Consider the following 19,666-nt stretch of genomic DNA (forward strand, 5'->3'; position numbering starts at 1 on the left):
CATCTTTGCCAAATCATTTTCCCTAATCCGGAAACGCCAATCTTTACGCGGTTTTCAGAGGATAATACTGTCCCTATAACAACAAAAAAAAGATGAACCCGGCATAACCGAATTCATCCTTCAAGCCCCTCAGGGGCAATTATTATTTTTACGCCTTTTAGTAGCAAAACCCGTTGCTCCTCTTCAGCAATTAATGCCTTTATGCTTCTTCATCCGGAGCCGTTGCTTTACGGCGACGTTTCCAAATAAGCGCCGCAGCCACAACCAAAATAACACCGGCAATTTCAATCAACCGTTCATAGCCTGTAATGTATGGCTGTAACAACGGTTCAGCCGTTACCATTTCAGCGGCTACCCACGCCAACAAGCTGCCGCCGGCCCATAAGATAATTGGGTATTTGTTGATAATACGCGCCAACAAACGGGAACCGTAAATCAAAAGCGGAACGGTAATTAACATCCCTACGATAACGAGTTCCAAATGACCTTTGGCGGCACCGACAACGCCGATAACATTATCGATACTCATCATCGCATCGGCTACGATAATCGTAATAATAGCACCGCGCAACGAATCCTTACTTTCGATGTTCGCATCATCGTCATCGCCGACAAGGAGATGGAACGCAATCCACAAGAGCACGAGACCACCTACGAAATGGAGGCCCGGAATGTATTCCAATGCTTCCACCAAGATGGTGGCAAAAATAAGACGCATCGCAATGGCCCCGAAGGTGCCCCACATGATGGCTTTTTCACGATACTTATCTTCCAACTTACTTACGGCCATGCCGATAACCACGGCATTATCGCCGGCCAGCAAAATATCGACCACGATAATTTTACCAATCATAACCCATGTAGCTAATTCTAAAAATTCCATATATTCTTTCCTTTAACTTTATTTTACGTAATATACCCGATTTTCTCTGCGTGGGGCCGCTTTAGGTGTGTCACCGTCAATGTAACCGAGGACACAATGACCGATGCCTTCATAATCCCCTTCAATCCCGAGCGATTTCAAAAGCTCCTTACCTTCCGGTGACTCAAACTCTTCTTTGGCACGATGAATCCAGCAACTGCCGAGTCCCAACGCATGAGCGGCAAGCATGAGATTTTGCATAACCAGCGAACCGTCACATACATAAGGTGGCCGTTCTTTTGACGCCAATACCACCAGCACTACCGGTGCATTATAAAACGGATCACTTTCGGTACCGAAAATCTTGGCATTCATCGCCGATAAGCGGTCCCGAACTTCTTTATTCGTTACGGCCACAATAATGGCCGATTGTTTCCCCATACTGCTAGGCGCATACAGACCAGCTTCAATAATCTGATCTATTAATTCCGCAGGCACTGCATCTGACTTAAAACTACGAACACTCCGTCTAGTTTTTAACAGTTGTATCAAATGTTCTGCATCATGCATAATAATCCCTCGCTTTACATGATTATACTAGAATTACGGCTATTCCTTCCGACCGACATGAAATGTGCCGGAATTAAAATCTATCTCATAAATATATTATAATAAGAATTAAGAGCAACTTCAAACAAAAATTGACAAAATTTGTCCACTCAAGCAAACTTTTTTTCTTCTCCTACGAAAATAGATTCTACTTTGGCTTCTATACAACCCCAGAGTATAGGACAAAACTCTTACATTCCAAGAAAAAAGAGGCCCATGTTGCCATGTTGCCTCAATATTCAAAAGATATAATTTGATGATAGGACATGTAATTATTTTACCTACGCTTTAGCCAATAAAGCCATCAACTTTTCAGTGTGAGACGCCAATTTAGCACGCGTAGCCACTTCATTTTCCGGTTTTCGATCGCCATAAGACACGCCGGTCGTCGCCACAAAGCCACCCCAGTGCATACCAGTCAAAATACACATAGATTTAAATGGTGCCAAATAATCTTCCAATTCAAAACGCATCATACCATCACGGCTATACGCAAAAGCAGGAGCCCCAGTTGTAAACGACGCAATCCAGGTTTTACCTTCCAACGCGTGGCCGGACGTGCCGTGAGACCAACCATGTTGGAATACCTGATCCATCCAACGATGCAATAAGCCCGGCATAGAGTACCAATAGAATGGATACTGCAATACGATAATGTCGGCTGCTTCCAATTTTGCCTGCTCGGCCGGAATATCAAAATTAAAATCGGCATACTGAGCATCCAAATCATCAAACACGGCATTCGGCAATTTTGCCTTCAAATCTTCCAAAATATACTTATTAGCTACTGAATCTACTACGGTATCATGTGCGGAAACAACTAATACTTTTTTCATCTCAAACTCCTTTACCCATACGATACAATTATAATCAACAAATTCGCCAAACGTATTCCTTTTTCCTTTTTTTGAAAAAATATTCAGTTTCCATACTGTGCTTTGAAATGGTCTAAAAATGCGCCGGCTGCGGAAAAGCCGGAACGGAATTTTTTCCAAACAAAGACGGAGGACATAGATAATTCAGGACTTAACGGCTTAAACACAAACCGGTCGGAGCAGAATTGACGAACTGCCCCTTCAATGGTCAGCGCCGATGCTATCCCGTCGGCCACAATATTTACAGCATTGGTAATAATGTTGTAGGTGGCAAAAATATCCAGCTCAGAATACATGTCACCAAACCAGGCTTCCAATTCCTTTTGCACGAAGAGCCGATCCGACGTAATCAAGGGCTCCCCCTTCAAGTCTTCTTTTACAATATATTCCTTGACCGCCAGCGGATGATCTTTACGCATAAAAACGCCCCAGCGCTCCCGATCCGCCATACGCAAATAATCGAATTTACTCACATCCACCGGTTCCAGCAAGAGCCCAAAGTCCAACAAACCTTGCTCGAGCCGTTCTTTTATATAGTCCGCATTATTGGTATAAAGACTAAAGGTAACCTTCGGATACAGTTCGCGAAAGCTCGCCATAATCGGCGGTAAGACATGCATGGCGTAAAGGCCACCGCTTCCGATGGAAATAACGCCGCCAAGCTCCCGCTGATGAGAAAATTCATCCTCAATCTTCGCCATAAGCCCGACTACCTCTTCGGCACGATGTTTCAGCATAACCCCGGCATCGGTCAGTTCAAACCGACAACCACGCACAAAGAGCGTGGCGCCCAGCGTTTTTTCAAGCTGTGCCATCTGACGACTCAGCGTCGGCTGCGTCACATGAAGCACGTCCGCCGCCCTCGATATATTCTCTTCCCGTACTACCGCCAAAAAGTATTGCAACAGCCTAAGTTCCATGTAATCAGCCTCCCCACCGTTTCTGTATAATTTAATTAAATTATACTAAAATCCGACAGCGAGATAAACAGGCTTACAACGATTGAGCCGGATAAATAAAAAGATAGGCCCCTACATCTTGAAAAAGAAACGTAAGAGCCTATTTTTAGAATAAGAATAATATTTTAAGAATTGTATTTTAAAAAATTGTTAGTTTTAATGATTAATGTGAACTAGTTTTAATTGAAATAATCAGTTGTCATGGGATATTCGATACCCAATTAAATATACCTTATTGTTCGATTTCGAACGTTACCGTTGCATTTTCGCCGTTTTCAAAAATAGAGAAATCACCGTCAATATGGCCGACTTGCTGGCGTTCGAAGGTATCCCCGTCCTGACGATACAAGATTACAAAACTACCACGTGGTGGCCAGTAGATAATATCGCCCACTTCAAAATTATCCGAACGGGTCTTTTCCACCGGGAACGTGCCGGCGCCATAACGATAGAGCATTTCACGACCGTAAGCATTGGTCATATTAAGCGTCATCGGGAAAATCCCCTTTTCAAGCATCGCCTTGGTTGTGGCGTTATTTTCCAACGTGCCATGGAATTCTTTCCCATTAACCGTTGCTTTAATTTTAATCTGTCCCACTTTTTCAACATCTCCTTGTTTTGTTTCATCTACAATCTGCTGATAGGAATTAGCGGTCACCGGCGCTTGTTGATTCTCCGCCGCCCCCGCATCACTATTAGCACAGCCGGTTAAAACAACCGTTGTAAAAAGTGCTGCGCCCATCAGTTTTAAAATACTCTGTTGCCATTTCATTCTCATATAATGTAACTCTCCTCTCAAATTTCCCTTTTAAATTTTACTGTCAATTCTTTCTTGTAAATAGTTCTCTCAAAATCCGCTATCGTTGAGCCACTTATCTATTTTTTTAAAATTATGAGCACCCGACAAAGTAATCCCTTTAACTACATGTGCATCCGGTAAAAACCCGGCAATACGCGCTTCACTTTTTTCAATAGTACTGCCACCACTGGTACAAAACGGAATAATATATTTATCTTCCAGCTTAGCGGATTCGATAAATGTATCCACTACCACCGGTTCCTGATACCACCAAATCGGATAGCCGATAAACACGACATCATAGGCCTTTACATTCGGCAAAGCCTTAGCCAACGGCGGCCGATACTCGGCATCCAATTCTTTTTTGGCTAAATTGGAAACCTCGCTGTGACTGCCCACATACGGATCACGGGGCACAATTTCATAAAGGTCGCCACCAACGCAAGACTGAATATATTCTGCCACTTGGCGCGTTGTTCCCGACCAAGAAAAATACACTATAAGAATCTTCTTTTCACGGAGATTCTCATCAGTCAACGTTTTATAGGCTACCTTCTCACCCGAATGCTTCGAATGAATCGGCCAAAAAGTATTACTCATAGTATCTCTCCCTTAGTTATATGTAAATCATCATTTAACGACGCCCTAAATAAAAAAGAGGAACTTGTTAGTTCCTCTTTAGTATAGGCAATATTTAGTTGTATGTGAAATGCTTATATTTTATGGAGAATTATACATAATCCGTATAACTCTCTACTAGAAAATGCTATCATTACACGATTATTACTCTATTTTTCCCTCATAATATCTAAAATTGTCGCATCGACCCGATTCATGCCCTCCTGCCCGATACGTGCCATATTGCGAATACAATCCTCCGGAGTTTTGGCACATATACCGTCACTCACCCGCAAGGGGGCCTCATTAATCGCCGCCATAGCACTCATGAAAGCCGCCACCGAACCACTGGCTACCTTCAAGGCACATCCAACCTTTCCACCATCGCAAATCATACCGGTGACAGTTCCCGTCATATTGCGTACAGCATACCCGAGTTGCTCATTCGTGCCCTCCATTAAATATGTCATGCCCACTGACGCGGCCGTAGCCGATGCCAATACACACGCACACATGGGCGATAATTTACCAATCTGAGCATTAATATACCGATTTACCAAATGCGCCAACGCCAAGGCACGCACGCGTTTTAACACGGGCACTTGCAATTCATCAGCCATTTCGTTGACCGGTAAAATAACCACCAAGCCCTTGGTGCCCGCCCCCGAACTGCTCATAGTCGGCATAGGACAGCCATCCAAACGACTTTCCGCCGCCGAGGTAACTTTCACCATAATTCGCGACATTATATCATTTGACAACAATTTTTGGCCTGCCCCTGTTCGCATGGAATCTGCTAAGCCTACACCAATCTTATTGGATTTGGAATAGTCCGCCAACGTTTCATTCATCACGACGCCGTCCAGTAAAAAAATCAACTCATCTTCGGACACGGTATCAACCAAATTCCTCATTTGGGCAATGGTCATGGCTTTTAACTTTTCAACCAATTTATCATCTTGTTTGAGACTTTGACCACCACGACAATCTAAGATTGTTTCATTATTTTTTTGCAAAAAAACAATATTCGTATGAGCATTTTTAATAATACACGTTGCTTGCTCCGCTGCTGTCCAAACAGTGCATTTTGAAAATATACCACTTTCTTCTGAATTAATTTGAACGGTTACACCATCATTATTACAGAGTTCATCTACCTCGTTTAATACATCCGCCGTAATATCCTCAAATAATTCCATGCGTTTATTCGGATTTTTTAAAAAAGCTCCCAAAGCCGCAGCATACTGCAAGCCTACCTGCTCACAATTCGGGATACCGGCTGACATGCCGTTCTTATAAAGGCCGGGACTAACTTCTACCTCAATCCGTACTATCGGTTCCGTTAATTCAGCACTTGCTGTAGCGGCACAAAGAGACACACAGACCGGCTCCGTACAACCAAGCGCCGGTACTACATCTTTATGCAACAACTCTAAAAATTCGTTTTTAGTTAACATAAGGCCTCACTTGAATTAAATAAAGAATTGCTTCTTGTTAGTTCAGAAGTATATTTAAACACACACAATTTATGAAACATCATATTCTCTATTTAATTATATAATCTTCCCTGATAATTAACCATTTAATTTTTTCAAAACGCAAAAGAACCCTATTCACAACCACTTGACGATTGTTAATAGGGTTCACTTTCAAGTTATATTCATTGAGTGTCCTATGAGACTTTTATTTAGTATCCAAGTTATAAAGACCCGATGGCTTTTCACCTAGGTTAATGATGATGCTCTTCTTCTGGCTGTAGTGGTCCAAGATAACTTTATGGGTTTCACGGCCGATACCGGATTGTTTGTAACCACCAAACGGTGCGCCTGCCGGAATCGCGTTATATGTATTCACCCACATACGACCGGTTTCAATGGCTCGTGCTACACGCACGGCACGGTTAATATCCCGTGTCCAAACACCGCCGCCGAGGCCGTAAATGCTATCGTTGGCCATCTTAATCACTTCTTCTTCGCTATGGAATTTGATTACAACGGCTACCGGTCCGAAAATTTCTTCCCGAGCTACGCGCATGTCGTTAGTGGCGTCTACAATCAAGGTTGGTCGTACGAAGCAACCTTTGGCAAAATCGCCATCCACTACGCGAACACCGCCGGCGGCAATACGAGCACCTTCCTCTTTCGCGATTTCCACATAATCAAGGATTTTTTTAACTTGTTCTTCGTAAATCTGAGCACCCAATTCGGTGGTGTCATCCCAAGGCATGCCCACTTTAACTTTGTCGAAGAGTTTTGCCAAATCGGCTACGAATTTATCGTAAATAGTGTCTTGGACAAAAATACGAGCGCCGGCACAGCATACTTGACCCTGATTGAACAAAATACCGAGCATAGCGCCATCTAAGGCCATGTCCCATTTGGCATCTTCAAAGAAAATGTTGGCCGATTTACCGCCCAACTCCAAAGTTGCCGGAATGAGACGTTCCGAGGCGGCTTTATATACATTGAGGCCCACTTCCGTAGAACCGGTGAAGGCCAACTTGCTAAAGCCCGGATGATCCAAAATATATTGACCCGATTTTGAGCCTTTACCGGTGATAATATTTACAACGCCCGGTGGTAAGATTTCTTGGAAAATATTGGCAAATTCCAAGAGGCTAAGTGATGTGTGATTGGATGGTTTGATAACAATCGTACATCCTGCAGCCAAAGCCGGAGCAATTTTCCAAGCGGCCATGAGGAATGGGAAGTTCCAAGGAATAACCTGACCTACCACGCCGATTGGCTCATTCAAAATAAGAGCCAAGGTGTTTTCATCCAGCATATTGGCCGAACCTTCTTCGGCACGAATAGCGCCGGCAAAATAGCGGAAATGATCAACCGCAAACGGCACATCCACGGCACGCGTTTCACGAATCGGTTTACCGTTATCGTAGGACTCAACCATGGCAAAATGCTCTGCCTGTGCTTCTAATTTATCTGCAATTTTTAATAAATATTCGGAACGTTCCTGAGGACTTGTCTTTTTCCAAGATTCAAAGGCAACACTTGCTGCGGTTACTGCTGCGTCAACGTCTTCTTTCGTCGCTTCCGCTGCTATAGCCAACAATTCACCGTTAGCCGGACTATGTACTTCATAGGTGCCACCATCACTGGCCGGTACCCATTTATTATTAATAAATAAACCGTATTCCTTCTTTAAGTTCAATGACATAATCCTACCTCCTTATAATTATCGAGTTATTAACAAATAATATTTATTAGAAAGCATCTAATGTTTTCTATATACTTATATTACGTCAATAATATGCAGATTTCAAGTCATAATTTCTAGGTATTTTGTATACATTATGATTGATTTAATTGAATTTCAGATAAAAATAGAGCCGACTTGTTTGTAGCCGGCTCTATTTACATCAGAGATAATATTTACTTATTCGTCATTTTTACGCGCATTTCCCAAATTCGATCAATCTGAAGACTTAATGCTCTAACGGCTTGATGACTTGATGATCTAATGACCTAACAACCTGATAATCTAATGACCTAACAACTAGATACCTAGGAGTAGCGGGTCTTTCCTCGTTGGCAAAAAGTCGCCAAATCGAGCGTTTCGATGTCAATTTCCGGGAAGAAGAAATAGATGTAGAGCTGCGTATCTTTGATAATTCTCTCCTGACTCTCGGTCGCATCCAGCTCACGAGCCTCTTCAGACATGTTATAGCCAATTTCTAAAAGCTCTGCTTCAACCGGCTGGGCTAATCGTGTTTGCGTTTGAATCGCATCTTCTATGATTAAGTGATAGACACCGGCAAAACGGTTCATGGCATTGGCAAATTTTGCTTTCAGTTCGCCGTCAAGGTCGAGTTGCTTGATGCGAAGGATGTAGTCCGAGAAAGTGTAACAGGCGTCTATGAATTTGGATAAGTCACGTGGGTGCATGGGGGCTCCTTGTATTAAACTAATTTTCTCTTCATATTACAAATATTATGCCCTAGTGTTTTGGGAATTAATTTGTTCTATCCGCAACTGCTTGCAACCCATCATTATTCATTGGATATGCTAAAACATTACTCTGTTGTGATATTTCTGATTTATCAGTCCAAAGTTCACATTGGCTGATTACCGTACTAATGGCAAAATCATAATCCTCTGGAGGATATTTATATTTTTTTAACAATCGCTTAACCATTTTTCTCATAGAAGCCCTTGCAGTTTCTTTCTTTTGCCAATCAATCGTTCTATTCTTACGTAGCTGCTCAGTAAGTTCTTTAGTCAAAGCCACTAATTCGTCATTTTCATAAAAATCTTTAATATTTTCTGGTTTAGTTAGTGCATCATAGAAAGCCAATTCTTCCTGTGAAAGGCCTAATTTCTCACCGTTTTTATATAAATTTTTAATTTCTTCAGCCGTCTTCAAAAGTTCTTTTATAACTTCTTCATTAGTAATTAAGCCATTATAATAAGAATTCATTAATTTAGTGATTTTTTCAGAGAATTTCTCAGACTGTACAACGTTAGTTGACTTGTAAACACCAACTTGATCCAACATCAACTTTTTCAACATTTCAACAGCTATATTTTTCTCCTTCATTTTTGAAATCTCATCCAAAACTTTCGGATCAAACAGGCTAAAAATCTCACCTTTAGCCTTACTACTATCAAACAAACTAATAACTCCATTACATTGAATGGCTGCCTTTAACAATTCATTGATTTGTGCATTAATTTCATTAAGTGACAATGTTCTTCCGCCATCCCCACCATGCTTAATTTTAATTACAGTCGAACGAATAGCTTCCATATATGCAGCCTCTGCGCGTTCCCTTTCAAGAGTCATACTGGAGCAAAGCGAATGTGCTTGTTTCAGTAACAAAGCTTCTTTCAAAAATAAATCTACTCTCTCAGGTTCATGTGGATCTAGGACAAAATTTACACCACCGGATATAAGTCTGGCTTTCACAAGTGGTGAGCCGGTATTAAAGTCACTAAAGTCAAATCCATGCAATAAGTCTTTACATACTTGCAACTTCTCTTGGAATTTTGGATATGCTTCTTTAGCAATATCCATATCGCCATATTTAGACTGATCACGCTTAGTATATTCTTTCATGGCGGCTTTTAATGCCGACGTAATCTACAATCAAACCGCCTTCTTTATCCTTGAAAACACGATTTACACGAGCAATCGCCTGCATTAAATTATAGCCATACATGGACTTATAGATATACATAGTAGCCAGTGAAGGTACATCAAACCCAGTCAACCACATATCTACTACGATAGCAATCTTCATTGGGTCATTATTATCTTTAAACTTTGCGGCCAATTTTTCTTTGTGAGCCTTAGTACCAATAACGTCTTTCCAATCTTCCGGGTCATTATTTCCGCCGGTCATTACTACACCGACTTTTTCTGTCCAATCCGGCCGAAGCTCCAATATGCGTCGATAAATCTTCATCGCAATTGGTCTGGAATAAGCAACAATCATCGCCTTACCAGTTAATAAATTAGCTCTGTATTTTTCATAATGGTCTATAATATCGCTACACAATGAATCAATAGTAGAATCAGCACCTAATACGCTCTCCATCTGGCCTAACATTTTTTTACTTTTTTCAATGGTCTCTTTATCTGACTGTTCTTCCAACACATCATATGTAGAGTCAATTAACGCCAATGTATTAGTATCTAATTTTAAATGAACTACACGGCTTTCATAATATACCGGTCTCGTAGCACCATCTTCTACAGCTTGAGTCATATCATACACATCAATATAATCGCCAAACACTTCTCGTGTATTACGGTCTTTAGCAGCTATCGGCGTTCCGGTAAAGCCAATGAAAGTAGCATTCGGCAAAGCATCGTGAATAATACGAGCATTACCAATAGATGTATGCGCTTCCAGTTCCCCCGCTTCATTTTTTGACATTATGATACGTTCTTCAAAACCATATTGCCCACGATGAGCTTCATCCGTCATAACTACAATATTGCGACGCTCTGACAAGGGTTTCTCACCACGTTCAAACTTAAACATTGTTGTAAAAATTATGCCATTTACACTGCGATTTTCCAAAAGTCGAGTTAAATCTGTTTTACTTTCAGCCTGTTCCGGAACCTGGCGTAAAAACTCTGCACATTGTGAAAATTGATTAAAAAGCTGGTCATCCAAATCGATACGATCTGTCATAACAACTATAGTCGGGCTCTCTAGAACTTTTTGCAACAAATGAGCATAAAATACCATCGACAACGACTTACCCGAACCTTGTGTATGCCAAAACACACCGCCCTTACCATCAGTTTGAGTTGCGACTTTAGCTTTTTCAATCGCTTTTTTTACTGCAAAATATTGGTGATATCCAGCTAGCACTTTAAATCGATTAGTAGGTGTTCCTGAAAAAAGAATAAAATTCTTTATAATATCCAACAATCGCTCTTTTTGAAACATACCTTCATAAAAAGTATCAAACGAGGCATAGGCTGTTTCTTCATAATTGCCATCTTTAGTTTTCCATTCCATGAAACGGTCCATTCCAGATGTAATTGTTCCAGCTTTATTCGTCGATAAATCACTAATTACGCAAATGGCATTATAGTAAAACAACGACGGAATATCCTGCATATAATTTCTAATCTGATTAAATGCATTTTCTGCTGTAACTTCATCTTTAACAGGAGTTTTTAATTCCATAACAACCAATGGCAGCCCATTTATGAATAATATAACATCAGGACGACGTTCGGCATTTTCGATAATAGTAAACTGATTCACTACATAAAAAGTATTATTATTCACATTTTTATAGTCAATTAAACGTACAATTTGAGAGTCCTCTACCCCATTTACAAAAAACGTTACTTCAATCCCATTCTGCAAATAGTGCATAAATCTAATATTTTTTTCCAATAAACTGCCCGTTTCCAAATCATGTAGTTTAAGGAGCGCCTCATTAATTGCTTCTTTAGGTAGTTCGCGGTTAATACGTGCCAAGCTATCTTTTAATACATCTTCTAACAAAGGGCTTGTATAATCGCGTTCTACATCCGGCGCATATAGATGAGAATAGCCCATTTCTTCAAACAATTCTATAATCGCCTGTTCGTATGTATCTTCATTAAATAAGTTTGGCATAATTAACCTCCTTTAAATTTTTGGTTAATGGGGGGTGTAGCGATAAACAATAATTTAGAGCAACAGCTCAGCTCAATTTTTGCAAATTTATTTGCTAATCACATTTCAGATGCATCTATTAAAAGCCGTCCTCAATTAGGTGACTTAATTTCTGTTGTAGACAATCGCGGAAAAACACCACCGTTAACAACGGAGACTTTTGATTATCCAATAATTGATGTAGGTGCACTTAAAGGTTCTGGTCGTATTATTGACTTCAATAACTGTACTAAATATGTTGATGAAAATACATACAATACCTGGTTTCGAAGTGGGCATCCACAAGCCTGGGATATACTTTTGTCGACAGTAGGCAGTTTGGCCGAAATGAAAATATATCTGGGCTCTAAGGGGTGTATAGCTCAAAATGTTGTTGCACTAAGGCCAATATCAATAAGTCCATTATATCTGTACCAGTATCTGAAGTATATTCGTTCAGATTTGGTTGCATATAACATTGGTTCTGTACAGCCAAGCATAAAGGTTACACATATTATTAAGCATCCAATATACATCCCTGATGCGACCAACCTTAAACTTTTTGAAGAAAGTGCTAAAGCATTTACCGAACAGATATATGCTAATTGCAATCAAAATGAATTTTTGAAGGACATTCGAGATGCATCACTTCCAAAATTGATATCTGGCGAACTTGACTTCTCCAATCTCAACCTTTAAGCCACTAAATTATTGTTTATCTGATTATTCAACTCGATTTTGTCGTCTATAGGATTCAATAGTGACAAAACTTTTTTTTGATCTTCTATAGAAGGAATTTCAAATTCTAACCTATTAAGTGTCTCCGTTCTTAAACTAGGTATAGTAGTTCCCTCATTGTAATAATTTAAATCAAGCTGAGACATACAATAATATAAATATTTAGGCAAAACAATCTCTGTGTTAACAATGGTATAAAATAATGTATCAACTGTCCAAAAGGGATGTTCAACATATTTCACTTTTCCAATAGAACCTTTTCTTCCTATTAATACTGATGGTTCGGTGTATAAAGATTCCCTTGCATATCCCATTAATCCCCCAGTTCCATATATAGGAATATTACCATTTTCATCTTCAACTTTCTTCTGATTCTTTCCATATTTAATTGTTGCTAACTCCCCCAATGAATAAAACTTACATTTCATATCCTATAGCCTCCAAGTTCTTTCGAATTTCAGCCTCTAGTTCATGACTTTTTTCAAACATTTCTGCAAGTTCAGATGTAAGTCTTGCCATTTTTTCTTCAAATGGCTCACCATCATCTTCTTGTTCTTCAATGCCTACATAACGACCTGGTGTGAGGATATAGTCTTGTTTAGCAATTTCTTCTGTATCTACTACAGCACAATATCCTTTTTCATTTTCTAATGTACCGTCAACAAAAGATGCATAAGTATCAGCGATTTTCTTAATATCTTCTTCCATAAGTTCACGAAGTTTACGAGTCACCATAGACCCCATTTTTCTGGCATCGATAAAAAGGGTTTTTCCTTTTTGTTTCTTTTGCTTATTCAAAAACCATAACGAAACCGGAATCTGTGTCGTATAAAATAGTTGTGTCGGCATAGCTACAATACACTCTACTAAATCATCATTAATGATATTTTTACGAATTTCACCTTCACCACCCGACTGTGATGATAAAGCGCCATTAGCAAGAACCATCCCTATTTTACCTGCCGGAGCTAAATGATAAATCATGTGTTGTAGCCAAGCAAAGTTGGCATTGCCTGCCGGTGGCATTCCGTATTTCCAACGAACATCTTCTTTTAACTGTTCAGCTCCCCATGGAGACAGGTTAAATGGAGGATTTGCCATAATATAGTCAGCCCGAAGTGTTGGATGTAAATCATTCAAAAAGGTATCAGCTGAATACCCGCCCAAATTAGGTTCAATTCCACGAATAGCTAAATTCATTTGCGCCATTTTCCATGTAGTAGGGTTTGAATCTTGGCCATAAATAGAAATATTACTAATATTTCCGCTATGATTTTCTACAAACTGAGCAGATTGGACAAACATACCTCCTGAGCCACAACAGGGATCATATACTCGCCCTTTATATGGTTGCAAAATTTCAACTAAGGTTCTTACAATGCACGAAGGTGTGAAAAACTCACCACCTCGTTTACCTTCTTGTTCAGCAAACATTGATAAGCAATATTCATATGTGCGACCAAGTATATCTTTTTCACTGCCATGCTCAATCATTTTAATATTAGAAAATAGATCAACAACATTGCCAAGTCTACCTTTATCTAATTCTGGACGAGCAAAGTTTTTAGGTAAAATGTCTTTAAGTCGTTTATTTTCTTTCTCAATAGAACGCATTGCATTATCAATAACTACACCAATTTCAGGTGTATGAGCCTTTGATGCAATATCACTCCAGCGTGCACCACTAGGGACAAAGAAAATGCCTTCCGAAAGATATTCGTCAATATCCTCTTCAAAACCATCTCCTTCAGCCACTAATGCCTTATATTTATCTTCAAATCTATCTGAAATATATTTTAAAAAGATTAAACCTAATACTACACCTTTATATTCTGAGGCATCCATATTACCTCTTAACACACAGGCTGCATCCCATATTTGTTTTTCAAATCCAACATTAGCTGTATTTTTGTCTGCCACAATTTTTCTCCTTTACAAGCCTAATTAATCCTCATTAAAGAAGTCTGTATCAAGCTTCTTCACGGTGTAAAGATTTTCAATAGAAACTCCAAGGTTATATTCTATCATCAATTCCATAAGTCGTTTGCCATCAATGAGAACTATCTTTTGTAGCAATTGTTTCGCCACATATTCTCTAGCTTCTGATGAAAACTTAGCCGTTGTAATAAATATTCCTTTAGCCACACCTTGGCCGGCTAATGCCCCTAAAAACTTCTGAATTTCCGGGCGTCCTACTACCGAATCCGGTTTCCATTGTTTTGCTTGCGTATAAATTACATCAAATCCTAATCGATCCGCAGCAACCATACCATCTACACCTTCATCACCAGATAGCTTTGTAACAGAATTTAAAGATAACTCAGCTGACCCATACCCCATTTTAATCAACAACTTAACAACAAGCTTCTCAAATTCATATGGTGTCATTTTCATTACTTCAACCAATAATGCATCCGCTAATGATGAATTTAGTTGATTCATTGCATATTCAATTAGCTCTTCCGGACTTTTATCATCAGATCTAGGATCAACAGGGTTATTACCAGCACTTTGTGTTCCTGGCTCAACGTGCACAAAATCGCGAAAAGCTTCAAACTGTTTTAAATAGTCTAATGTAATATTATCTGCACCATCTTTTAAAGCCGCTTTACCTAATTTAGTTAACAAATAAGAACCTCTTTGAGGTCTATTAATCAGTCCTGCTTTCTTTAAATAAGTACAAGCCCAGCTTATGCGTGTATTAACAACTAGTTGACCACTTTCTAACTGTTCAAGGCAATCATCTTTTGTCAACTTAAAGGCAGAAATACAATATTCGCGTATTTCTTTTGATGTCCGCAATGTCCCATCGCCTAAATATTTAATTACGGAAGGAAAAAATTCAAAGTATTTAGGTATAGCCATAAACTCACCTCAATAAGATACCATTAACCTATTTAATAACCATCATTATAGTAACTTTTAATCTTATATTTAATTATACCTTAATCAAGGAGTTTTAGCTTGATAAAAATGAACTTTTATAACATTAATGCGGTTTGAATTCACATATCCGCGCAAACCGCATTTTCAAATCAGCATATATTGTTTCACCTTAAATCAATCAACAGAACTACCTCGTTTTCACGTCTCCACGGTTCCCGGTTTCAACGCCCCTTCGTCGTAATCCCCATTTCCCCAAAATTATCAATGGTAAACGGATATTTCCGTGCGAGATCGCCCATGTCTTTTTTACTAAACGCCCCATATTTCATCCCATAGGCTTTCACCACGTAGGCATTACCGTAGATGTTCGTGCCGATTAACATGCTGGCGTTACCGTTATAATAGTTATCATCGAGCGGGCAAAAGAAGGGATTTATCAGTTCAGCCTCCATCCTCTTGATGGAGTTTTTAGCATCCACCACAAATACATAGCCCGCCAGACGATAGGCCCCAAATATATCGACTTTGTGAAAACTTTCGTGCTTGCAAATATCCAGTATCTTGCCCCAACCATGGTTATCGGTCTCAATAGTAATAAATTCAGAATGGCCGTCATACCCGATTTTTAACACTTTATCCTGTTTCATAGCAGCAGTCCTCTATCCCCTAAATAGCAACAATCTCCTATAGCCTAATAAGTTTTATAAAAAAACGCATTACCTTATACTATTCGACTAAATGTAATGCGTTTCCTCTTTTATGAGCTATTTTTTCGGGTATTTTACCTACTTTTTATTGCTAATTTTATATGGCTCGCTTGGTGCTATTTTGACTCCTCATGATCCCCTTTAATCGGAAATGGATATACTTTTTTCAATTCCCTAATATCCTCATCATAGAGGGCACGGTAAGTACCATTATCGAATTTCACGACATAGGCGTTTCCGAATATATTTCGTTCCGCAAGCTTAGACGCATTTTCATTAAAAAGTTCGGCATCATCGGCTTTGGTAAAGCCTTTCCTCCGATCTTTATTAAACGGATCAATCGTGTTGTTGCCATTTACAACGATATAAAAATTTTTGCCTAAATTTTTAACTTTAATTTTCCGTATACTACAGAAGTGTCTATGCCGTGCGGCACCGGCTATTTCGTCTTGCCCATAGGAACCCGCCTCTACTTCTACAAACTCCGAAACACCATCACGACCGATTACCAGTTCTTTATATTTTTTCATAAAAACACGCTCCTTATCACACTCAAGGCTCCCTCTGCTAATTGGACAAACTCTCTACATATTCCACTAAAAGTTGTGCCAACCAATTGCCCCTACCAAGGGTTTTACCATTCACAATCTTCGTAGAATTATTAACCAAGCTATAACGGGCCAACACCTTGCCTTTTTCATCACACAAGGTCATGCTCCCCCTCATTTCCCCACGAATGGATGCCACCACACGCCCGTCTTTTTTATACGGCAACATAACTTTATACATTTTCATATACTCCTCTTCATCTTCATAATGAAGGCCTCGACTGCCTTCGATAAAATCTTTGCGAAACATTAGTATTCCTCCCCGCTTCACTAACTGTTATCTGCCTACCCCGCTTAGCCTACCGTCTTTTTAATGTACTCAATATCCTCGTCTTCCAAAAATTCTCTATAGCTGTCGGTGCGAATGATATACACATTGCCTTGCACCGGTTTACCGAGCAGTTTTGAAGCCTTTTCATTATGGGCCGTTTTGCCTATGGGCATCCACATGCCATAAGTTCGTTCACCAATGGTTACGTCTTCAAATACCATGCCTTCCGCCCGTTCTCTAAATTCCAAATACCCCGGCGCAACGCCACCGATGCTGTAAAATACATTAACCGATATGACGTTATAGCTGCCATCCGCATTGATACGTAAAATTTCGGCGTTACCGTCTTCGATTGGGTCGTAAAAAATGCTTTTTTTCGTAAACATACACATCCTCCTCACTATACAAAGTACTATTTATTCTCTTGTTCTGCTTTAGCCATGGCGTTCTGAATGAGTGTCTTTTTGCCTTCTAAAATCGTATCTAATTGCCTTTGAATTTTTTCTTCTTCAGCTACCATTTTCAAAAATTCCTTAGCCAGCACCTCTTGTTCGTCACGAGGTACGATTGGAATTTGAAGCTCCCCTAAATCGGTAATACTGATTGTCTTCGTTCGCGATAACGGATTCATAGTTTCACTAATTCGAATCAATTGTTCTTTTGCCGCATCCGAAGTCAGATACATGAACAAATAGACGGGATTTATTTCATTTTCATCAACGGTCAGCTTATAGGTATTACCGCTGCAATAGACATTGCGCCCCTTCAAATCATCAATAAAGCCGAATTTAAACGGTGCCGATTTACTCATAATAATTGTGTTTATCTTTAGCGGTTTCCGATTCCCCGCTACTGTGACTGTCGTAAGCGAAGGCATTTTCAAAACATCAATCGTGCGGTTATTTAGATGCTTCGGTGTAATGTATTTTGCCAAATCACCGGTATCCGCCGTATCCGACTCATCGACTTTTTCATCGGCGCCACGTCGAATCTTACACACATCACCGAGGAAATAGGATGGTCCCTGAAACAGCTCCTCCGTATCAGTCGTTGCGGTAGCACTTCTATTGGTATATCGATCCGGCGACAGATTGCATTGCCTTACTTCCTCTGAAGAAATAACTATCGGGTAAAAATCTTCATCTTCATAATGGTAATGTCGTCTATGGTAAACCGGTTCAGCCAAGATGTCTTCAACAGCTACGTCCCTCACGATATTTTCAATGCCAAATTCATCATCAGTCACATTTACTGTATATTTTTCACCATAACGATAAAGATCTGCAATTTGCTTGATATTCTCGTCCGACAGATAAAATGACTGTCCTTTCTTGGTCCTGATTTCACCGGCATTAATCATACGCACATAACGATTAGCATTTTTTGAAAAAATCCAGAGGATGGCGGCTTTCTTATCCCCCGGAATCAGCCGATTTGATAACAATATAACACTCTCAACTAAACCTTCTTCGAGTAGTTTACAGCGAATCGCCCTGGAAAGTTTATTTGAAACGGCCTCAAGTGATGTAAGTGCAAGGAGTTTGCCACCCGGCTGCAATGAATCCAACGCTTTTAGAATATATGGCCATTCCCCGGTATGCATAGCTTTGTCTGAACTGGTGTAGAATAACTCAGCCAGTGAGCTTTTTAAATAGTAGCCCTGATATTGAATCTCCGTTAGCGGGTTTTTACGCGGTGGGCAAATAACGGCGGCTGCCCCTTCACTATTGGCGTCTTTTTCAAAAAACAAATTTGCCTCTTGCAGGTTTGCCTGTACGCCCACAAGGTACATCCGAATTTTAGTAACAAAATAATTGCTTTTTTTCACTTCAATGCCAGCCACCTGTGGTCTTGGCCGACTTTGCAGGAGGGACTGAATCAGGAATTGACCTTGAGCAAATCCCCAGTCATATACCTTATCTTGACCACGCAACAGCTCTACCAATAATCGATTAATGCTAACGCCTACGTTATATTCAGACTTCGATAGGATAATAGGCTCGGCGAGGACGATATATGTGAACAATTCTTCAGACTTACAATGCACTAAAGGCGGTAGAACATCCGGATAATATTGTCTAAGATCAATATAATCCTTTAACATCGAAGGTTCTTGAAGCTTAGTAACAATGTAATCCTCTGCACCGATTTCACTAAGTCCCTTTTGTTTCATTGTTAACATTAACGTTGCAAACAAAATACTGTCTTTGAACGGGATAAGCGGCACATCATCCAGTGAATCATAATAGTAGTTTTCAAAAACACTCGCCACTTTAGCGATATACTTTTCGATAACATCTTCACTCAATTCTTGTAACAAACCAATTGGATAACCAATCATAACTAACTCCTCCTTACGTGAATACAAATTCGTCCGTTTTTATCTAGTAACCGAACTAGATGATTTTATGGGGTTACTAGATAGTTCTACTAGATAGTGTTTACTAGATATTTTCTACTAGATAGTTTTGCGGACTAGATAGTTTTGCGGACTAGATAATCTACTAACTAACACCTCTGCCTTTTCTTATTTTGGTTTTGTGTAACCATTTTAGGGGATGGCAAAAAAATTTAAGTGCTCTAACTAGATGATTTTTTTAAACCTCCTTTACCG

At 39.8% G+C, this 19,666-nt stretch carries 20 protein-coding genes; 1 reads left to right on the forward strand and 19 read right to left on the reverse strand.

What is annotated here, in order from left to right; all coding sequences use genetic code 11:
• Nucleotides 1–199: 199 nt before the first annotated feature.
• The 11 genes from EO124_RS04990 to EO124_RS05035 all read right to left on the reverse strand — a co-directional run bounded on the left by EO124_RS04990 (nucleotide 200) and on the right by EO124_RS05035 (nucleotide 11,824).
• The gene (locus EO124_RS04990) at nucleotides 200–883 is read right to left on the reverse strand and encodes a TerC family protein (protein WP_127058605.1); all 684 of its coding nucleotides are present in this window, start codon (nucleotides 881–883) and stop codon (nucleotides 200–202) included.
• An 18-nt stretch (nucleotides 884–901) separates the two neighbouring features.
• A complete protein-coding gene (locus EO124_RS04995) occupies nucleotides 902–1,432 on the reverse strand; it encodes a nitroreductase (protein ID WP_021842663.1) in 531 nt (176 codons plus the stop codon).
• 320 nt (nucleotides 1,433–1,752) lie between these two features.
• Nucleotides 1,753–2,307 carry an NAD(P)H-dependent oxidoreductase gene (locus EO124_RS05000; protein ID WP_127058606.1) on the reverse strand — a complete coding sequence of 185 codons (555 nt, stop codon included), beginning with the start codon at nucleotides 2,305–2,307 and terminating at the stop codon, nucleotides 1,753–1,755.
• 83 nt (nucleotides 2,308–2,390) lie between these two features.
• Nucleotides 2,391–3,266 carry a LysR family transcriptional regulator gene (locus tag EO124_RS05005; protein ID WP_127058607.1) on the reverse strand — a complete coding sequence of 292 codons (876 nt, stop codon included), beginning with the start codon at nucleotides 3,264–3,266 and terminating at the stop codon, nucleotides 2,391–2,393.
• 271 nt (nucleotides 3,267–3,537) lie between these two features.
• Nucleotides 3,538–4,083: a cyclophilin-like fold protein gene (locus EO124_RS05010; RefSeq protein WP_127058608.1), complete on the reverse strand. Its 546-nt coding sequence runs from the start codon at nucleotides 4,081–4,083 to the stop codon at nucleotides 3,538–3,540.
• Between the two features lie 69 nt (nucleotides 4,084–4,152).
• On the reverse strand, nucleotides 4,153–4,704 hold the full coding sequence (locus EO124_RS05015) for a flavodoxin (RefSeq protein ID WP_127058609.1): 552 nt from the start codon (nucleotides 4,702–4,704) through the stop codon (nucleotides 4,153–4,155).
• 188 nt (nucleotides 4,705–4,892) lie between these two features.
• Nucleotides 4,893–6,179, reverse strand: a complete 1,287-nt coding sequence (locus EO124_RS05020) for an L-cysteine desulfidase family protein (protein ID WP_127058610.1) — start codon at nucleotides 6,177–6,179, stop codon at nucleotides 4,893–4,895.
• Between the two features lie 226 nt (nucleotides 6,180–6,405).
• Nucleotides 6,406–7,896, reverse strand: a complete 1,491-nt coding sequence (locus tag EO124_RS05025; protein ID WP_127058611.1) for an aldehyde dehydrogenase family protein — start codon at nucleotides 7,894–7,896, stop codon at nucleotides 6,406–6,408.
• 347 nt (nucleotides 7,897–8,243) lie between these two features.
• Nucleotides 8,244–8,624 (reverse strand): hypothetical protein, encoded by a 381-nt coding sequence (locus EO124_RS05030; RefSeq protein ID WP_127058612.1) that lies wholly within the window; start codon nucleotides 8,622–8,624, stop codon nucleotides 8,244–8,246.
• A 67-nt stretch (nucleotides 8,625–8,691) separates the two neighbouring features.
• Nucleotides 8,692–9,795, reverse strand: a complete 1,104-nt coding sequence (locus EO124_RS10345) for a DUF3387 domain-containing protein (RefSeq protein ID WP_241230671.1) — start codon at nucleotides 9,793–9,795, stop codon at nucleotides 8,692–8,694.
• Nucleotides 9,779–11,824, reverse strand: a complete 2,046-nt coding sequence (locus EO124_RS05035; RefSeq protein WP_241230672.1) for a type I restriction endonuclease subunit R — start codon at nucleotides 11,822–11,824, stop codon at nucleotides 9,779–9,781. Before EO124_RS05035 ends, EO124_RS10345 begins: the two co-directional genes overlap by 17 nt.
• 27 nt (nucleotides 11,825–11,851) lie before the next feature.
• Between EO124_RS05035 and EO124_RS05040 the strand changes: the two genes are divergently transcribed.
• Complete coding sequence (locus EO124_RS05040; RefSeq protein ID WP_127058613.1) at nucleotides 11,852–12,541, forward strand: restriction endonuclease subunit S; 690 nt, start codon at nucleotides 11,852–11,854, stop codon at nucleotides 12,539–12,541.
• Here EO124_RS05040 and EO124_RS05045 read toward each other — a convergent pair.
• From EO124_RS05045 to EO124_RS05080, 8 genes are all read right to left on the reverse strand, one after another.
• Nucleotides 12,538–13,008: a restriction endonuclease subunit S gene (locus EO124_RS05045; RefSeq protein ID WP_127058614.1), complete on the reverse strand. Its 471-nt coding sequence runs from the start codon at nucleotides 13,006–13,008 to the stop codon at nucleotides 12,538–12,540. The genes EO124_RS05040 and EO124_RS05045 overlap by 4 nt on opposite strands.
• Nucleotides 12,998–14,500, reverse strand: a complete 1,503-nt coding sequence (locus EO124_RS05050) for a class I SAM-dependent DNA methyltransferase (protein WP_127058615.1) — start codon at nucleotides 14,498–14,500, stop codon at nucleotides 12,998–13,000. The genes EO124_RS05045 and EO124_RS05050 overlap by 11 nt, the downstream gene beginning before the upstream one ends.
• 24 nt (nucleotides 14,501–14,524) lie before the next feature.
• Nucleotides 14,525–15,445: a restriction endonuclease gene (locus EO124_RS05055; protein WP_127058616.1), complete on the reverse strand. Its 921-nt coding sequence runs from the start codon at nucleotides 15,443–15,445 to the stop codon at nucleotides 14,525–14,527.
• 242 nt (nucleotides 15,446–15,687) lie between these two features.
• Nucleotides 15,688–16,113 carry a hypothetical protein gene (locus EO124_RS05060; RefSeq protein ID WP_127058617.1) on the reverse strand — a complete coding sequence of 142 codons (426 nt, stop codon included), beginning with the start codon at nucleotides 16,111–16,113 and terminating at the stop codon, nucleotides 15,688–15,690.
• A gap of 176 nt (nucleotides 16,114–16,289) precedes the next feature.
• Nucleotides 16,290–16,703 (reverse strand): hypothetical protein, encoded by a 414-nt coding sequence (locus EO124_RS05065; RefSeq protein WP_127058618.1) that lies wholly within the window; start codon nucleotides 16,701–16,703, stop codon nucleotides 16,290–16,292.
• Between the two features lie 37 nt (nucleotides 16,704–16,740).
• The gene (locus EO124_RS05070; RefSeq protein WP_127058619.1) at nucleotides 16,741–17,031 is read right to left on the reverse strand and encodes a hypothetical protein; all 291 of its coding nucleotides are present in this window, start codon (nucleotides 17,029–17,031) and stop codon (nucleotides 16,741–16,743) included.
• 44 nt (nucleotides 17,032–17,075) lie between these two features.
• A complete protein-coding gene (locus tag EO124_RS05075; protein WP_127058620.1) occupies nucleotides 17,076–17,438 on the reverse strand; it encodes a hypothetical protein in 363 nt (120 codons plus the stop codon).
• A 26-nt stretch (nucleotides 17,439–17,464) separates the two neighbouring features.
• The gene (locus tag EO124_RS05080; protein WP_127058621.1) at nucleotides 17,465–19,393 is read right to left on the reverse strand and encodes a type I restriction-modification system subunit M/S; all 1,929 of its coding nucleotides are present in this window, start codon (nucleotides 19,391–19,393) and stop codon (nucleotides 17,465–17,467) included.
• Nucleotides 19,394–19,666: the final 273 nt, after the last annotated feature.

The sequence above is a fragment of the Veillonella ratti genome, from assembly GCF_003992115.1.
GTDB classification, from domain to species: domain Bacteria; phylum Bacillota; class Negativicutes; order Veillonellales; family Veillonellaceae; genus Veillonella_A; species Veillonella_A ratti.

Excerpts from the sequence above, each read along its gene's own strand:
- EO124_RS04990 (WP_127058605.1), bottom strand. The coding sequence starts at position 883 with ATGGAATTTTTAGAATTAGCTACATGGGTTATGATTGGTAAAATTATC.
- EO124_RS04995 (WP_021842663.1), bottom strand. The coding sequence starts at position 1,432 with ATGCATGATGCAGAACATTTGATACAACTGTTAAAAACTAGACGGAGT.
- EO124_RS05000 (WP_127058606.1), bottom strand. The coding sequence starts at position 2,307 with ATGAAAAAAGTATTAGTTGTTTCCGCACATGATACCGTAGTAGATTCA.
- EO124_RS05005 (WP_127058607.1), bottom strand. The coding sequence starts at position 3,266 with ATGGAACTTAGGCTGTTGCAATACTTTTTGGCGGTAGTACGGGAAGAG.
- EO124_RS05010 (WP_127058608.1), bottom strand. The coding sequence starts at position 4,083 with ATGAGAATGAAATGGCAACAGAGTATTTTAAAACTGATGGGCGCAGCA.
- EO124_RS05015 (WP_127058609.1), bottom strand. The coding sequence starts at position 4,704 with ATGAGTAATACTTTTTGGCCGATTCATTCGAAGCATTCGGGTGAGAAG.
- EO124_RS05020 (WP_127058610.1), bottom strand. The coding sequence starts at position 6,179 with ATGTTAACTAAAAACGAATTTTTAGAGTTGTTGCATAAAGATGTAGTA.
- EO124_RS05025 (WP_127058611.1), bottom strand. The coding sequence starts at position 7,896 with ATGTCATTGAACTTAAAGAAGGAATACGGTTTATTTATTAATAATAAA.
- EO124_RS05030 (WP_127058612.1), bottom strand. The coding sequence starts at position 8,624 with ATGCACCCACGTGACTTATCCAAATTCATAGACGCCTGTTACACTTTC.
- EO124_RS10345 (WP_241230671.1), bottom strand. The coding sequence starts at position 9,795 with ATGAAAGAATATACTAAGCGTGATCAGTCTAAATATGGCGATATGGAT.
- EO124_RS05035 (WP_241230672.1), bottom strand. The coding sequence starts at position 11,824 with ATGCCAAACTTATTTAATGAAGATACATACGAACAGGCGATTATAGAA.
- EO124_RS05040 (WP_127058613.1), top strand. The coding sequence starts at position 11,852 with ATGGGGGGTGTAGCGATAAACAATAATTTAGAGCAACAGCTCAGCTCA.
- EO124_RS05045 (WP_127058614.1), bottom strand. The coding sequence starts at position 13,008 with ATGAAATGTAAGTTTTATTCATTGGGGGAGTTAGCAACAATTAAATAT.
- EO124_RS05055 (WP_127058616.1), bottom strand. The coding sequence starts at position 15,445 with ATGGCTATACCTAAATACTTTGAATTTTTTCCTTCCGTAATTAAATAT.
- EO124_RS05060 (WP_127058617.1), bottom strand. The coding sequence starts at position 16,113 with ATGAAACAGGATAAAGTGTTAAAAATCGGGTATGACGGCCATTCTGAA.
- EO124_RS05065 (WP_127058618.1), bottom strand. The coding sequence starts at position 16,703 with ATGAAAAAATATAAAGAACTGGTAATCGGTCGTGATGGTGTTTCGGAG.
- EO124_RS05070 (WP_127058619.1), bottom strand. The coding sequence starts at position 17,031 with ATGTTTCGCAAAGATTTTATCGAAGGCAGTCGAGGCCTTCATTATGAA.
- EO124_RS05075 (WP_127058620.1), bottom strand. The coding sequence starts at position 17,438 with ATGTTTACGAAAAAAAGCATTTTTTACGACCCAATCGAAGACGGTAAC.
- EO124_RS05080 (WP_127058621.1), bottom strand. The coding sequence starts at position 19,393 with ATGATTGGTTATCCAATTGGTTTGTTACAAGAATTGAGTGAAGATGTT.